Raw genomic sequence first — 14,623 nt, 5'->3', positions numbered from 1 at the left:
GTCAGGAAAGAAGTCGAGCCGGGTTTCCGGTGACGATCTCATCGAACTCGCCCTTGTCCAGTCCTGCGTCGAGCAGAGCTTGTCGGAATCCTCCGAGAACGAATCCGAAACCGTTGCCGCCGTAGGCCGACAGCTGCGACATGAGACAGACGTCATGGGCGAGCAGAATTTTCTGCAGGTATCCTTCGCGCACGAGCTCCATCACCATGTCGACACGGTGTGCAACCTCTCGCCGATTGTCGGAGTTGATCGTGTCGATGCCGACGAACGCGCCCTGACGTGCAATCTGGAGCGCGAATCCCGGCGTAGGGACGGTGTCGGTGTGACCGATCGCAATTTTCGCCGGGTCCGCACCTTCTTCGCGGAGAATAGCCAGCTGCTCCAACCCCACCTGCCACCGGGCAGCGTGTGTGTACACCGGAACATTGGTCTGCACGTGGGCTTTTGCCGATGCACGAAAAACAACGTCCTCGTGCTCGGACACGAACCACTTGTCCGCACCTATCTCGCCGATCAGACCAGCTTTGGCGGTGGTACCGGGGATTCCTTCGGTGAGGTCGCGGATCATCTCCTCGGCAATCCCGTCGACGCCTTGGGTCCCGATCAGTGCCTCGGAAAGAAACGGATCACGGTAGCGTCCCGCACCCAGAACCACGTGCACACCGGTTGCTCGTGATATCCGTTGAATACCGGCTACAGCCTTCGGATTTCGCGTTTGACCAACCTGTTGGGCGTCGAAATTCGGGTCCGAGTCAGGGGTGGATCCGGGGGTCAGCTCTGCGGTGGTGAGATCGAATATCGTTCCGCCGCCTTGAGCGGCGAAGACCGCGAGCTCGTCCACCAGCAGTGTCTCGTCGTGTACGAGCCCGTCACCGCGCCGTTCTTGCATCATGTTGATGAACAGATGCTCGTGGGTCAGTGTTTTCCCGAGCTGGGACGCGTCGATGTCGCCCAGAGCGGTTGCTACATCGGTCATGCCGGTACCCCTACCATGGCGAGGTCGGCTGCAACATCTGCCAGTGCTCGATCTATGCAATCGACGAGGATGTCGAGTTCCTCGCGGGTGATGTTCAGCGGTGGAGAGATTTGAACCGCGTCGTTGAATCCGCCTGTGCAGACGTAGATCACTGCACCGTGGTCCATGGCAGCTCGAGCGATACTGCGTGCCAGAGCGCCGGTTTCGAGGTTCGTGCTCTTTGCCTCCCGATCCTGCACGAATTCGAGAGCGATCTGCATTCCGACGCCGCGGACATCGCCGATCAGTTCGTGTTCGTCCTGGAGCGACACGAGCTTCGATCGCAGATAGGTGGCTTTCTCGTCACCCTTCATGATGAAATCATCAGCGGTCAGCACGTCGAATACTGCGGATGCCGTCGCAATCGACAACGGATTACCCGCATAGGTATGGCCACCGAGGACTCTTCCTGATCCGCTCTCGATAGCGGCGATGATTCCACCGTCGACGAGAGTTGCTGCAATGGGTGTGTATCCGGCACCCAGACCCTTTCCGATTGCGACCAGATCTGCCTTGACGCCCCAGTGCTGCAATGCAAGTGGCTTTCCGGTTCGACCCAGCCCGGTCATGACCTCGTCTGCAATCATCAGGACTCCGAATTCGTCGCACAGCGCACGCAGACCCTCCAGGTATCCAGCCGGCGGAACTGTCGCGCCGAGCGTGGCACCACCGACCGGTTCGACGACGATTCCCGCCAATCGACTGCCATGCTCCTCGAACTGTTCCCGCGCACCCCTGAGTAGGTCGGCCGCATAGTCGGATTCGGACCGGTCACCCTTCTCCCGGTAGCTGTACGCGGTTGGTAGTGCTGGGAACTGGTGGGCCAACGCACCCGCAACCACACGCCGCGCATGTCCGGACAACGACAACCCACCCAGGGTGTTTCCGTGGTAGCTCCGAGTCATGCTCAGGAACCAGTCGCGATCGGGCTGCCCAGTCTCACGGAAGAACTGCAAAGCAAATTGCATAGCCGCCTCGACTGCTTCGGATCCGCTGTTGACGAACCATGCACCTTGGTAGCCGGTGAAGGCGCAGAGCCGATTGGCGAGGTCATCGGCGTCGGCACTGGTGAACGCGCCACGATGAGTGAACGTGACCTTGGCTGCCTGCCGACCCATCGCCTCGAGTACGTGGGGATGTGCATGACCGATCGTGGCTACGACCGCACCGGAACAGCCGTCGATGTACTTCCTACCGGCGGTGTCGTACAGCCACACACCTTCCGCTCGGTCGATCGACGGCAGGTCGGCATCGAGAACATTGTTGATCAAAGATGACTTCATGGATCAGAGCACCGCCTGGAGAAATTCGATGGTTCGGGGATTGGTGGGACTGTCGATGAGCTGGGCCGGGGGACCCTGCTCGACAATGACACCTTCGGACATGAACACCACTCGATCTGCGACCTGGCGGGCGAACCCGATTTCATGGGTGACCACGACCATCGTCATGCCGCTGAGCGCAAGATCCTTCATCACCGCCAGGACTTCACCGACCAACTCGGGATCGAGGGCGCTGGTCGGTTCGTCGAACAGCATGATCTCCGGTTCCATGGCCAGCGCTCGGGCGATGGCCACGCGTTGCTTCTGACCACCCGAGAGGCTCACCGGATACGCGTCGGCCTTGTCTCGTAGGCCCACGCGGTCGAGGAGTCGAAGGGCGTTCTCGGTAGCCGACTTTCGTGACTGCCGGCGCACCCCTACGGGTGCTTCGATGATGTTCTGCAGTACCGTCATATGCGGAAAGAGATTGAAGTGCTGGAAGACCATTCCAATCTTTTCGCGACGTGCACACACCATTTTCGGTGATAGTTCGTAGAGGTTCTGGCCTACCTGCCGGTACCCGACAGTCTCACCACAAATGAGGATCAGGCCGGCGTCGATCGTTTCGAGGTGGTTGAGCGTACGAAGCATGGTCGTCTTGCCCGACCCGGACGGTCCGATGAGGCAGACGACCTCCCCTGCTTCCACAGTCAGATCCACGCCGCGAAGCACGTGGTTGGTACCGAAGTGCTTGTGGACTCCACTTGCCTGCACGATGGGTGCGGTCATGCTTTGATTCCTTTCGATACCGCTCGTTCGAGAAAGTGCTGGGCGATCGTTGCAACGGAGACCAGTACGAGGTACCAGAACGCGGCGACGGCAAGCATTTCGATGATCCGGTAGCTGGTGGCCGAAATGTTCTGAACCTGAGTGAGTAGGTCACCTCCGGCGATGACCGACACCAGAGAGGTTGCTTTGATGAGCGTGACGAACTGGTTCCCCATCGGGGGAATGATCAGCCGTAGCGCTTGCGGCAACATGATCCGGCGGGTCGTACGCCCCGGTGTCATTCCCAACGCCGATGCAGCCTCCAGTTGCCCACGATCGACAGACAGAACACCGGCGCGGACGACTTCGGCGATATATGCCGCCTCGGCGAGCGCGAGCCCGATAATCGCCGCCGTGAACGGACCGATCAATTCGTTGGTGGGCACAGAAAAGAATGCCACGTCGGTGAAGGGGACGCCGACAGTCACGTTGCGAACGATGAGACCGATGTTGCCCCAGATCAACAGCTGCAGTAGCACCGGAATGCCACGAAAGATGGTCACGTAGATTGTGGAAAGCGTTCGAAGCACGCCGTTGTCGGACATTCTGCCGAGCCCGATGAAAATTCCGACACAGATGCCGACGGCCATCGACAGGATGGACAGCTGGATGGTGACCCATACCCCCTTCAGAACCTGTGGCGCGAAGAGATACTGGACGGTCTGAGTCCAATCGAGCGCGGGGTTCGAGATCAGGAGCCACCCGAACCCGACAGTAAGTGCCGCGGCCACTGCGGCGAGGATCCATGGAAGGTACGAGCGTCGTTCGATCACCACGTAGTCGCTCGTGAAACCCGGATCTTCAGTGCTGTTTACAGATGCTCTAGCTGTGGATCTCGATGCTGTGGTTGCCATGCCTATCGAACTCCTGTGTATGTCTGAGGACGTGCATTCGAATTCGTTCCCTACTCCACTGGGAAAGCGTCGGTGCCGGCACCGTTGATCAGCACCTGCCCGGCTGCGAGTGCAGCACCCTCGGAATCGTATTTCGCGAGAATCGCTGCATAACTGCCGTTTTCGACCATTTTTTGCAGTGCGCCGTGAATGGCTTCGGACAGCTGTTCACGATCCTTGGCCATTCCGATCGCCCACGGATTGTCCGGGTAGCGACCCTCGCCGAGTTCGAAAAGCTGCCCGTTTCCTGCAGTCTCGGCCGTGTAGTTCAGAAGTAGGTAGGGTGCGAAATACGCAGAGATACGACCGGATTGGACCTGAGCCTGCGCTTCGGGTGTGCCTGGATATTCGTTGATACCGATGGGAGACTTGGCGTCGGCCACGCACGCATCGCTATAGGCGCGGACCCTCGGGATTTGCAGGCTGCCTGCATTGACGCCGATTGTCTCACCGCACGCGGTTTCCAGGTCTGTGATGTTGTCAGGATTGCCCTTCTGTACCAGCAACGTTGATTCGTTGGTCATCAGATCGACGAAGTCGAGCAATTCCTGACGAGCAGGAGTATCGCCTATCACGCCCATGGACAGGTCGAAGTTCCCTGCCTGCAAACCTGACACCACACCCGAGAACTGGAGTTCCTGCCACTGCGTATCAACGCCGAGTATCTCTCCGAGACCTGTCGCGACGTCGTGAGCGATGCCAGTCGGTTGACCACTCCCGTCGAGATAGATGGACGGTGCGATGCCATACGGCGACGCGATGGTCAGCTCGCCCTTGTCGCGTATATCCGCAGGCAGCAGTGCCTGAAGAGATGGATCGACGACGTTCGTCGCGATCGTGTCCTCGACTTGCTGGTCGCCGTCGGTCGGCGTGGGGGAACACCCGGTCACAGCAAGCGCGCTGACAGCCACGACTGCGAAACAGGACGCTGCGCTCTTTCGGAGTGGATAAGGCATGACGCTCCTCGATGTGATGTGGGTTACATAGGTGTATCAGATCTCTAGTACGTTGTACAAGAAGAAATCTAAGTGTGGTGTGTTGCCGATGTGTTTCGCCTATTTGTCGGCCCCGAAACGTTTCCGTCGATGCCGTGTCGTACTCGAAGTTGTGGGTCGACGGGACACAGCCGTCCGATGTGTGGGCATGACAACCTCGAATGCCCACGCGGCGACGCCTACTCCTCCCGATTATGGGGGGATTCGTGCCCGAGGCGCTGGTCCTTACCTACATCGAAGAGCGCAGTGTGAGCCGTCGGAGTGCAGGGACTTTCTTCGCCGAGTGGCTTGCGACCACTCCGACGCGGGTGCCGACTGCCGATGTCGACATCAGCGCCGGAACCTGGCTGCGGTCGCTGTGAGACTCGAAGGAGACCGGCGTCGAGCACATGTGGCCGCGATCTCAGTCGTCCCTGTCGGTGACCGGCCCCATGAAGTGGTCACAGCGGTCTTGACCACGGCACGCGCGATTTCCCGGGGACTCGGCGGCTTCACGAAAAGCTAGTAGTGGGAACGAGTACCGAGAACTCGGTTTCGGTTGGCCCCTAGAACGGCTCACCACAGGCACGCTACTGGTCGGGGGGAGGGATACGTGAGATTTTCCATGGTGGCCGGGCAGCAAGTCAGCGCAATTCCCCGACCACGCCGACGAGTCGAGCGCGGTGGCGAATGACACTGGGGCGGTCGCAGTCGGATCGAGTGATTCGGCAATGTATCCGCGGTAACGCTTGCCGTCCTCCGTGCCGTAGTACGCGATGGTCAGTACGCCATCCGGACCGGTTTCCTTGGAGCCGTACCTGATTCGCGCAACACCCGGTGCCGAGACGGCGATTGGTGTCGACCACGAGTTGGCCTGGTCGGACGAGTGGGCCAGTCGCAGTCGATCGTCGGCGTCGGGCCTCAAAGCGAACAGGTTGCCGCGTTGGGCCAATGCGAACGGGCTGTCGATCACTTAGTTCGGATTTATCAGCCCGACTGGAATTTGCTGCGATGTAGGGCCGGTTCGAGCCGGGGATGTCGTCGATCGTCCAGGTCGCTGCGTCTTCGCGACTGATGTCAGCGGCCAATTTCGGTCCGCGACGGAATCCGAGAAAGACGGTGCCGTCGTCAGCCACGACACCGGCACCGAAGATGACCCACTCGCGCCGATCCAGGCCGTGTGCCCGACCCTGAAGACTGATGCGGCTGATGTCCTCGCACGTCGGCCCATTGTCGTGGGACCGATAGATTCGTTGATTCTTGGCAAACAGGAACGGAAAGGCGTACCGAGAGAATTCTGGTGCGCTCAGGCCAACGCTCTTCGGGAGGGGTCCTGAGTGCAGACACCGGCCGGACGGTAGCCGAACCCAGGGTCGGCAAATTACTCATTCGCCCTTCAGCATCGCCCGCGATTTTCTCTGTGTCCGACGGAGAGAAGATCGGTGGCGTCCTTGCAATTGCGTTCGAGGCGTTCTAACGTTCGTGTCACCTGAATATTCTAGGAGGACCGAATGTCGAAGCCCGATCGGCTCGTGGTGTGTGCCAGTCACAGTCCAGGCAAGGACCGCGACGTCGACGAGGTGCACGGCTCGGAGTTTCGGAGTGCGTTGACGCGGGCTCGCTCGGTCGTCCTGGACTTCGACCCCGATTACATCGTGCTCTTCGGCGGCGACCACAGACGTGCGTTCCGCACCATCGTGCCGACGTTCGGGGTCGCACAGTCGGCCGGGATCATGGCCGAGGCCGGTCATCCCTCCGCTGAGCTGAACGTTCCGAGCTCCACGGCGCGCGCGCTGGCCGAGCACCTGTTGGCGTCGGACATAGACATCACGATGTGCCGCGACATCGAACTCGACCACGCTTTTGCACAACCACTGCGCGATCTGACCGGCGACGAGGGCAGATATCCGGTTATTCCGATCCCGATCAATTGCGCGACCGCGCCCCTTCCGCACGCCCGGCGGGTGCTCGCTCTCGGCGACGCAGTCTCGAGCTACCTCGACGGGACCGGTGATCGCGTGCTGGTGATCGGCACCGGCGGGCTGTCGCACTCGCCGCCGAGCCTCGAGGTCGACACCTACGACATCAGTGACGAGGAGCGGGCACGCATCATCGCCAATGGTTCGGCAGCTGCGCGCAAGAAGATCAAGCCCGAGTGGGACCGGGCGTTCCTCACTGCGCTCGCCGGCTGGGATCGTGCGGCGTTGACCGAACTCACCGATCGCGCTCACGCGGACGCCGGAGCGGGTGCCAACGAAGTGCGTACCTGGCTCGCCGCAGGCGCTGCAGGCGGCGGGAAGCCGCTCGACGCCCTCGTCTACCAGCCGGTGGAGGAGTGGATCACCGGTATGGCCATAGCCGCATCGGCTTAGTAGGTCTGCTCGTCGGATAATGCGAAACCGCACACAACGGCAGGGTTGATCTGACACTATGTGCATGTAAAGGTGATATTCGCCCTCGCTCGCGCCTCGACATTCGGCCGCGGCTCAGCGTCGCTCGGCGGATATGTCGACCGAACAGCCGAGGAGGCTCCCGAACGTGGATCTCAACGTGGATGTCGCGATCGTCGGTGCAGGTCCGTGTGGTGCGACATTGGCGAATCTGCTCGGTGCAGCAGGGGTACGAACCGTTGTGCTGGACCGGGACGCGGAGATCGTCGCGCATCCCCGTGCAGTTGCGATCGACGACGAATCCCTGCGCACGTTCCAGGCCGCCGGTGTGCTCGACGACGTGCTGCCGGATCTCATTCAGAACGCCCCGATTCGTTACTACAGCTCGAGTGGTCGGGTCCTGGCCCACGTGCGACCGGTAAGTCAGCCCTACGGGTGGCCGCGCCGCAATCTGTTCTACCAACCGTTGATGGAAGGCGCTCTGCGCCGCGGGTTGGACCGCTTCGAACATGTGGATCTGTTGACCTCCGCTGAGGTGGTCGATGTGACTCAGGATGCCGAGGGTGTCGACGTGACGGCGAAGTCCGAGGGCGGCGAAGTGCGGGTGCGCGCACGGTATGTCGTCGGTGCCGACGGTGGGCGAAGCTTCGTGCGTGACGCCGTGGACGTGGCACTGCAGGGTGAGACCGCACCGTCGAAGTGGCTGGTGGTCGACGTTACCGACGACACCTGGGACGCATTGTATTCGGCGGTGTACTGCGACGCGGATCGGCCTGCGATGACCATTCCACTTCCGTACGGTCACAGGCGATTCGAGTTCAAGCTCTTGCCCGACGAGAGCGAGGACGACGTCGTATCGGACGAGTCGGTGAACGCGCTCGTCGGCCGCTTCTATCGTGGTTCGCCGCTGCCGACCATCTCGCGGCGGCGGGTGTACTGGCACCACTCGCGGACGGCCGAGACGTTCGGCGTCGGCCGTGTGTTCCTCGCGGGCGACGCCGCTCACCTGCAGCCACCGTTCTTCGGTCAGGGAATGAACTCGGGCATCCGTGACGCGACGAATCTTGCGTGGAAACTCGCCGCTGTGACCGATGGGCGTGCGGGGGCGGCAGTACTCGACACATACGATGCCGAACGCCGAGACAATGCAGAAACGATGGTCTCGTTCGCCACCCGTGTCGGCAGCTACTACCAGCCGCGCAACAGGGCCACCGAGATGGTGCGCGACGTCGTGTTCCGTAACACGCAACGGATTCCGGGCGCGCGGGAGTACATACTGCAGATGAAGTACAAGCCGGTGCCGCGCTACCGAAAGGGCGTCGTCGTCGGGGGTGCGACGAACGACAAGAATTCACCGGTCGGACGGATGTTCGGCCAGCCGTCCGTGCAGACGGCAGACGGTGTGCGTGTACGCCTCGACGATGCGATCGGCCACGGCTTCGCGATTCTCGGATTGACCGGCAATCCTGCTCGACATATCGACGGCTCCCATCTCGGACGCCTGAAGACATTGGGCGCGAACCTGTTCCATGTGACGCCCCCGCTGACCGGACGTCGGAGCGGTTTCGAGACCTTAGCTGGAGGAGAGGCCGCCGAGTCCGCGTCGATCGAACTGCGTGACGTCGACGGAGCCTTCCGCGACATGGTGCTCGCACGCGGACGAGACGAGGTGGTGATCCTGCGACCGGATCGCTACGTCGCGGCCGTGTGTCGACTGGTGGATCTCGATGCGGTGCTCGAGCGGGTGCTGCTCGCAATCGAAACTCGCTCCTGACAGAGGACATTCCCCCTGACGAAAGGACTGAGATGACCGTTACCCGTACACATGACGTGATCGTGCTCGGAACCGGCGCAGCCGGTCTGGTCGCTGCGGTCGCAGCCCACGACGGCGGCGCGGACGTCGGAATCTACGAGAAGGCGGAGCACGTCGGGGGAACAGCGGCGTGGTCCGGGGGAATGGTGTGGATGCCCGACAATCCGCACATGTCGGCACTGGGAGTGTCGGATTCGTCCGCCGAAGCGCTGACGTACATCCGTTCTCTGACTCACGATCTCGTCGACGACGCGGTGCTGGAATCGTTCGTCCATCACGGGCCCGAGGTGATCTCCTGGCTCGAGGAACACACGCCGGTCGAGTTCAAGATCATCGAGAACTTCCCCGACTACCACCCGACGCATCCAGGTGCGAAGAAGGACGGTGGACGGACGTTGATGTGCCCCATGTTTCCGTTCGCCGATCTGGGGGAGTGGGCAGATCGTGTCTGGGTGGGACATCAGCTCCCCGTGAACATCTCGCTCGACGAGACGACGTTCGGTGAGGGTGCGTCGAAGGGCCCGTCGGCGGAAGATGTTGCAGCGCGCAAGGCGACCGATGCTCGCGGGACCGGTCAGGCGCTCGTGGGTGCGCTGCTCAAGGGTTGTCTCGATCGCGGAGTGTTTCCGTACACGAATTCGCCGGCGCGATCGCTCATCGTCCGCGACGGACGTGTGGTGGGTGTCCGATTCGCTTCGCACGCAAGCGATTCGGACGCAGGAGATGTCGAGGTTCATGCTCGTCGTGGGGTCGTACTCGCAACCGGTGGCTTCGAGCAGAACAAGGAGATGGTTCGGTCGTTCCTGCGTGGCCCGCTCGAACGACCGGTGTCGGTACCGACCAATACCGGGGACGGGCTGAAGATGGCGATGCGCATCGGAGCAGGGCTCGGCAACATGCGCGAGGCCTGGTGGGCACCGACGATCGACGTCGACCGGCCGGGTCTCGGCCGCGTTCCCTACCTGGTCAACGGTGAACGCTCTCGCCCGCACAGCATCATGGTCAACCGGGCAGGTCGTCGGTTCGCCAACGAGTCGGCCAATTACAACGCGTTCGGCGCTGCCTTCCACTACCTCGACGTGTCCACCTACGACTACAGCAATCACCCGGCGTGGCTGTTGTTCGACGACTACTACATGCAGAAATTCGGACTCGCAGGATATTTTCCGCCCGCCGCACTCCCCGACTGGATCCTCACTGCAGACTCGATCGATGTGCTCGCCAAGACCATCGATGTTCCGGTCGACGAGTTGGAGGCAACCGTGAGACGGTGGAACACTCATGCGGTCGTCGGCAACGACCCGGACTTCGGTCGCGGTGAGTCCACTCTCGACCAGTGGTGGGGTGACCGCGAGGTCGGAGCGGTCTCGGCGGCGAACGTCGCACCGCTCGACACCGCGCCGTACTACGCCGTCCAGGTACGCAGCGGAGCACTCGGAACCAAGGGCGGTCCGCGTACGGATCCGAGCGGACGCGTCCTCGACGTCGACGGTGACGAGATTCCCGGCCTTTACGCTGCAGGCAACGTCATGGCGTCGGCGATGGGGATGACGTACGGCGGTGCGGGGGGAACTCTCGGGCCTGCTCTGGTTTTCGGCTGGCTTGCGGGTCGAGACGCCGCGTCGCGGTAGACATCGAACAGGATATGACAAAGCCCGACTACGAACACCGTTCGGTGTCGTACTCGGGCTTTTTCGTCGGTCGTGCCGGTCGCCGTCAGTCGACGTCGGTGACCGGGATCGATCCACCGGTGACCGCGGCCCCGGCGTCGGAGAGGAGGAAGTCGATCACCCGCGCGATCTTGTCGGGCTTGGCCCACCCCTTGCGCGACGAGTCCGGCATCGCTGCGCGGTTCCCCGGCGTGTCGATCACGAACGGCAACAACGCATTCACGCGGATGTGGTCGTCGATGTATTCCAGCGCGAGTGTTTCCACCAGTGCGACCACAGCCGCCTTCGACGCGATGTACGACGCCGCGCCGGCGAACGGCCGCCGCGTGGCCGCGGCGGACATACAGATGACCGACCCCCCGCCGCCTCTGATCAGGTGTGGTAGCGCTGCCTGGGTGACGGTGTACGCCGTCCGCACGTTGAGGTTCAATTGCGCATCCAGTACGGCGACCGGTTCTTCGTGCACTCGGTGCCCCGAGGTGAATCCACCGACGAGGTTCACCAGACCGAACAGCGGAGCGTCGGTGTCGGCCGACGCGACCTGTATCGCGTCGTCCAGGGCTGTTTGTTCGGACAGATCTGCCTGTACGAGAACCAGATTCGGATGCTCGGGGACTCGCTCGAGTTCTTCCTTCACGAGCCATGGAACCACGACCCGCCACCCCTGATCGAGCAGGTGTGCGGTGACGGCAGATCCGAGTCCGCCGGTACCTCCGGTGACGAGCGCGGTGTGGGACGGCGTCCGGGTGTTGTCGGTCATCTACTTACCCTGCCAGATCGGTGCGCGCTTCTCCGCGAAGGCACGTGGGCCCTCCTTCGCGTCCTCGGAACAGGCGATGGCAGGTAGTGCCTCGGTGGTCATTTCCCACCCTGCTTCTTCCGCGGGGCGTCGGCCGTCGGCCTTCTGCTGCAGCGCGATTCGCTTGTGGGCCTGAACGGCGAGTGGCGCATTGCCCGCGATCTTCTCGGCCAGTTCCAGTGCGGTGCTCAGTACATCGGCGGCGGGGACGACACGGTTGACGAGGTGGAACTCGAGTGCCTGCTGTGCGGTGATCGGGTCACCTGTGAGAAGCAGTTCCATGGCCACGGTCGGCGGGAGTGCGGCAGCCAACCTGAAAGCGCCGCCCGCGCCGGCGATCAGTCCGCGGGTGACCTCGGGGAGTCCGAAGGATGCGGAGTCGGCGGCAACGGCGAGGTCGCTGGCCAACACCAGTTCGGTGCCGCCACCGAGAGCGGGCCCGTTCACCGCGGCGATCGTCGGCTTGGAAATGGCATGGGAGACATACCCGGCCAGGCCCCATTTCTCCCGACCCTCCGGGATGACGCTCTCGCCGCGGGCGAGGGCCTTGAGGTCGGCCCCCGCGCAGAACGCCTTGTCACCGGCACCGGTGAGGACGACGACGCGAACGTCCGGGTCGTTCTCGGCGTCTTCGAGGGCATCGCCGACGCGGATGCACATGTCGGCATTGACCGCGTTGCGGGCCTGTGGGCGGTTGAGCGTGATGATCATGACGTGGCCGCGGCGCTCGATCAGGGCGGGTGCCTCGGCGGCAAGGGTGGTATCGGACATCGAATTCCTTTTCAGAGTCGGTTGATTCGGTTCATTGCCAGAGCGATGCACTCACCGCGGCGAGGCGCGGCAGCGGCGACGGGGGAGGTGACGGGGTTCGCGAGAAAAGCGGAACCGGTCCGGGCTGCACGACGTTGTCGAGGACTGTGAACGTGCCGCGTGTGCGGAAGTGGGGGTCGTTCGGTGCCTCGGCGAAACTGGAGACCGGAGTCACGCACGCATCGATGTCGCCGAACAGGGTAGTCCAGTGCGCCCGAGTCTCGCTGGCGAAGCGTTCCGCGATGACGGTTCGCAATTCCGGCCACCGCTGTCGATCCTGCTGCGTCGGAAGCGCTGTCGGATCGAGCTCGAGTGCCTCCAGAAGCCGAGCGTAGAAGACGGGTTCGAATGCGCCCACGGCCATGTACTTGCCGTCGGAGGTGTCGTAGGTGTCCCAGAACGGGCAGCTGCCGTCGACGATATTGCGCCCCCGCTCGTCCGACCAGCCGCCGAACGCTCGCATCGACCACGATTGTTGTGCGAGCAACGCAGCACCGTCGGCCATCGCGACGTCGACGACCTGTCCGACTCCGGACGACTGTCGTTCCCACAGTGCGGCGAGAATGCCGGTGACAAGGAACATCGAGCCCGCGCCGAATCCGGCGACGAGGTTCAGCGGTGGCACCGGTCGCGAATCCGCTCGGCCCATGGCGTGCAGGATCCCGGTCGGCGCGAGAAAGTTGATGTCGTGCCCGGCCTTGTCTGCATACGGTCCGGTCTGTCCCCACCCAGTCACTCGCGCATAAATTGCCCGCCGGTTCAGCGCGAGTATCGGCTCGGGACCGAGTCCGAGACGCTCGGCGACCCCGGGACGGAAGCCTTCGACGACGACGTCCGCGCGCTCGGCGAGCGAACGGACGGTGTCGATTCCTGGCGCAGACTTCAAGTCGGCCTCGACCAACGAACGACCACGGAGCAGTTGGTCGGATGCCGATGTGTCGATACTTCCCGGTCTTTGAACCCGGACGACGTCTGCCCCCATGTCCGCCAACAACATTGCGGCATGGGCGCTCGGACCGATTGCACCGAGCTCGAGCACCCTGAGAGCGGCGAGGGCTCCCGCGCCGCTCACGTCCATACCTGTTCGACCGGTACGGATCGACGAGTCGGTGCTTCCGGGACTGCGGGCGACGTGCGTGAGAACCGCGGTGCGGGCGCGGGTTGAACGACGCCGTCGATGTCGACGAACGTGCCACGCTGCGCCATGTGCGGATCTGTCTCTGCTTCGGCGAACGTGAGTACCGGAGTGACACAGGCGGACACACCGTCGAAGGCCTGCGCCCACCGGTCCCGGGTCCGAGAGGAGAACCGCTCCGTCAGCACCGCACGCATGTGCGGCCAGCCGCTCTCGTCACGTTGTGGTCCGAGGTCGTCGGCATCGATCTCGAGCACCCGAAGCATCGCTGCGTAGAACTGCGGCTCGAGCGCGCCCACGGCCACGTACTTTCCGTCCGAGCACTCGTACGTGTCGTAGAACGGTGCACTGCCGTCGAAGATGTTCGTTCCGCGATCCTCGGACCACTGGCCGGTCCCGCGCATCGACCACAGCAGATGCCCGAGTGCGGGTGCCCCATCGACCATGGCCGCGTCGACCACCTGCCCAGCTCCCGACGTCTGTCTCTCGACCAATGCTGCGAGTACTCCGACGACGAGAAACATCGATCCGCCGCCGAAGTCCCCGAACAGGTTCAACGGTGGAACCGGACGCTCACCCTTGCGCCCGACTGCGTTGAGCAAACCGGTGCTCGAGATGTAGTTCAGATCGTGCCCGGGTTCCTGCGATCGTGGCCCGTCCTGGCCCCAGCCGGTGACGCGCCCGTATATCAACGCAGGGTTGCGGCTCATCGCCTCGTGCGGGCCGAGCCCTATCCGTTCGGTTACACCGGGGCGAAACCCCTCCACGAGAACGTCGGCCCGCTCGATGAGCCGCAGAACGTCCTCGATGGCTGTCGGGTCCTTGAGGTCCAGTTCCACGATGGTGCGACCGCGCAACTGTTGACTCGGAGTCTTGCCGGGCACCGGGAGCTGCCCGGGACGCTGTACCCGCACGACATCCGCGCCCAGATCCGCCAGCATCATCGATGCGTGCGGGCCGGGGCCCATCCCGGCCAGTTCGAGCACCCGGATTCCGACGAGTGGGCCTGTCCGGGCGCCCTGGGGGGAACTCAC

At 62.9% G+C, this 14,623-nt stretch carries 12 protein-coding genes; 3 read left to right on the top strand and 9 right to left on the bottom strand.

Annotated features, from left to right (window positions below; genetic code table 11):
- Window position 1: 1 nt before the first annotated feature.
- From AB0362_RS04480 to AB0362_RS04460, 5 genes are all read right to left on the bottom strand, one after another.
- A complete protein-coding gene (locus AB0362_RS04480) occupies window positions 2–976 on the bottom strand; it encodes a hypothetical protein (protein WP_366234933.1) in 975 nt (324 codons plus the stop codon).
- Entirely contained in the window at window positions 973–2,298 is a 1,326-nt protein-coding gene (locus AB0362_RS04475) for an aminotransferase class III-fold pyridoxal phosphate-dependent enzyme (protein ID WP_366234932.1), read from the bottom strand. The genes AB0362_RS04480 and AB0362_RS04475 overlap by 4 nt, the downstream gene beginning before the upstream one ends.
- Before the next feature lie 3 nt (window positions 2,299–2,301).
- A complete protein-coding gene (locus AB0362_RS04470; RefSeq protein ID WP_366234931.1) occupies window positions 2,302–3,066 on the bottom strand; it encodes an amino acid ABC transporter ATP-binding protein in 765 nt (254 codons plus the stop codon).
- Complete coding sequence (locus AB0362_RS04465; protein ID WP_366234929.1) at window positions 3,063–3,881, bottom strand: amino acid ABC transporter permease; 819 nt, start codon at window positions 3,879–3,881, stop codon at window positions 3,063–3,065. Before AB0362_RS04465 ends, AB0362_RS04470 begins: the two co-directional genes overlap by 4 nt.
- A gap of 128 nt (window positions 3,882–4,009) precedes the next feature.
- On the bottom strand, window positions 4,010–4,954 hold the full coding sequence (locus AB0362_RS04460; protein ID WP_366234928.1) for an ABC transporter substrate-binding protein: 945 nt from the start codon (window positions 4,952–4,954) through the stop codon (window positions 4,010–4,012).
- A 1,529-nt stretch (window positions 4,955–6,483) separates the two neighbouring features.
- On the opposite strand from AB0362_RS04460, the gene AB0362_RS04455 reads away from it, so the two are divergent.
- The 3 genes from AB0362_RS04455 (at window position 6,484) to AB0362_RS04445 (ending at window position 10,806) form a co-directional block, all read left to right on the top strand.
- Window positions 6,484–7,344, top strand: coding sequence for a 3-carboxyethylcatechol 2,3-dioxygenase (locus AB0362_RS04455; RefSeq protein WP_366234926.1), 861 nt, complete (start codon window positions 6,484–6,486; stop codon window positions 7,342–7,344).
- Between the two features lie 166 nt (window positions 7,345–7,510).
- Window positions 7,511–9,136 (top strand): bifunctional 3-(3-hydroxy-phenyl)propionate/3-hydroxycinnamic acid hydroxylase, encoded by a 1,626-nt coding sequence (locus tag AB0362_RS04450; RefSeq protein WP_366234925.1) that lies wholly within the window; start codon window positions 7,511–7,513, stop codon window positions 9,134–9,136.
- A gap of 32 nt (window positions 9,137–9,168) precedes the next feature.
- Window positions 9,169–10,806 (top strand): FAD-dependent oxidoreductase, encoded by a 1,638-nt coding sequence (locus AB0362_RS04445; protein ID WP_366234924.1) that lies wholly within the window; start codon window positions 9,169–9,171, stop codon window positions 10,804–10,806.
- 85 nt (window positions 10,807–10,891) lie between these two features.
- Here the strand turns inward: AB0362_RS04445 and AB0362_RS04440 are convergent, their stop codons facing one another.
- Genes AB0362_RS04440 through AB0362_RS04425 form a run of 4 tightly spaced genes read right to left on the bottom strand, consistent with a single transcriptional unit; the run spans window position 10,892 to window position 14,623 of the window.
- The gene (locus AB0362_RS04440) at window positions 10,892–11,605 is read right to left on the bottom strand and encodes an SDR family NAD(P)-dependent oxidoreductase (RefSeq protein WP_366234923.1); all 714 of its coding nucleotides are present in this window, start codon (window positions 11,603–11,605) and stop codon (window positions 10,892–10,894) included.
- The gene (locus AB0362_RS04435) at window positions 11,606–12,415 is read right to left on the bottom strand and encodes a crotonase/enoyl-CoA hydratase family protein (protein WP_366234921.1); all 810 of its coding nucleotides are present in this window, start codon (window positions 12,413–12,415) and stop codon (window positions 11,606–11,608) included. It lies immediately after the preceding gene.
- Between the two features lie 31 nt (window positions 12,416–12,446).
- On the bottom strand, window positions 12,447–13,526 hold the full coding sequence (locus tag AB0362_RS04430; protein WP_366234920.1) for a CaiB/BaiF CoA-transferase family protein: 1,080 nt from the start codon (window positions 13,524–13,526) through the stop codon (window positions 12,447–12,449).
- The gene (locus AB0362_RS04425; protein ID WP_366234919.1) at window positions 13,523–14,623 is read right to left on the bottom strand and encodes a CaiB/BaiF CoA-transferase family protein; all 1,101 of its coding nucleotides are present in this window, start codon (window positions 14,621–14,623) and stop codon (window positions 13,523–13,525) included. The genes AB0362_RS04430 and AB0362_RS04425 overlap by 4 nt, the downstream gene beginning before the upstream one ends.

Origin of the sequence: Rhodococcus sp. NPDC079359, from assembly GCF_040702585.1 — a bacterium.
In the GTDB taxonomy this organism is placed as follows: Bacteria; Actinomycetota; Actinomycetes; order Mycobacteriales; family Mycobacteriaceae; genus Rhodococcoides.
This window is presented reverse-complemented; position numbering and strand designations above follow the sequence as displayed.

Bases quoted from the DNA above. Each gene is read 5' to 3' on its own strand.
- AB0362_RS04480 (WP_366234933.1), bottom strand. From the start codon at position 976: ATGACCGATGTAGCAACCGCTCTGGGCGACATCGACGCGTCCCAGCTC.
- AB0362_RS04475 (WP_366234932.1), bottom strand. From the start codon at position 2,298: ATGAAGTCATCTTTGATCAACAATGTTCTCGATGCCGACCTGCCGTCG.
- AB0362_RS04470 (WP_366234931.1), bottom strand. From the start codon at position 3,066: ATGACCGCACCCATCGTGCAGGCAAGTGGAGTCCACAAGCACTTCGGT.
- AB0362_RS04460 (WP_366234928.1), bottom strand. From the start codon at position 4,954: ATGCCTTATCCACTCCGAAAGAGCGCAGCGTCCTGTTTCGCAGTCGTG.
- AB0362_RS04455 (WP_366234926.1), top strand. From the start codon at position 6,484: ATGTCGAAGCCCGATCGGCTCGTGGTGTGTGCCAGTCACAGTCCAGGC.
- AB0362_RS04445 (WP_366234924.1), top strand. From the start codon at position 9,169: ATGACCGTTACCCGTACACATGACGTGATCGTGCTCGGAACCGGCGCA.
- AB0362_RS04440 (WP_366234923.1), bottom strand. From the start codon at position 11,605: ATGACCGACAACACCCGGACGCCGTCCCACACCGCGCTCGTCACCGGA.
- AB0362_RS04435 (WP_366234921.1), bottom strand. From the start codon at position 12,415: ATGTCCGATACCACCCTTGCCGCCGAGGCACCCGCCCTGATCGAGCGC.